This window comes from Elizabethkingia argenteiflava (genome assembly GCF_009904105.1).
GTDB classification, from domain to species: domain Bacteria; phylum Bacteroidota; class Bacteroidia; order Flavobacteriales; family Weeksellaceae; genus Elizabethkingia; species Elizabethkingia argenteiflava.
The window spans coordinates 1-326 of the sequence record NZ_JAAABJ010000159.1 but is presented as its reverse complement, the minus strand read 5'-3'; the positions used below and the strand labels follow the sequence as shown (position 1 = coordinate 326).

General features: G+C 36.5%; 1 protein-coding gene. It reads left to right on the top strand.

From position 1 onward, the window contains the following. On the top strand, nucleotides 1–326 hold a 326-nt coding region (locus GNY06_RS01250), incomplete at both ends, for a transposase (protein WP_166518449.1).

Below are 326 nucleotides of genomic sequence, written 5' to 3'. Positions count from 1 at the left end.
TATGGATAGTCAAAGTGTACGTTGGGGTAATAACAGAGGGCTTCACGGAGTAGACGGTAATAAGAAGATAAAAGGTATAAAGCGTCATGTGGTAGTAGACAAGAATGGCTTTCTAATAGCAGTAATGCTATGTGTTGCCAATATTCATGACAGTAAGGCTGGACTACTTTTAATGAGTATGCTAAATGAAGGTCTTATGAAGTTTAAATGTATCCTTGCTGATGCTGGGTATAGAGGAGAATTTATAGAGAAAGCCGATAAGCTTTATTCATATATGATAAATGTTGTAAGCAGGGACAAAGAAAAGCTGGCAAAAAAGGAGTTTA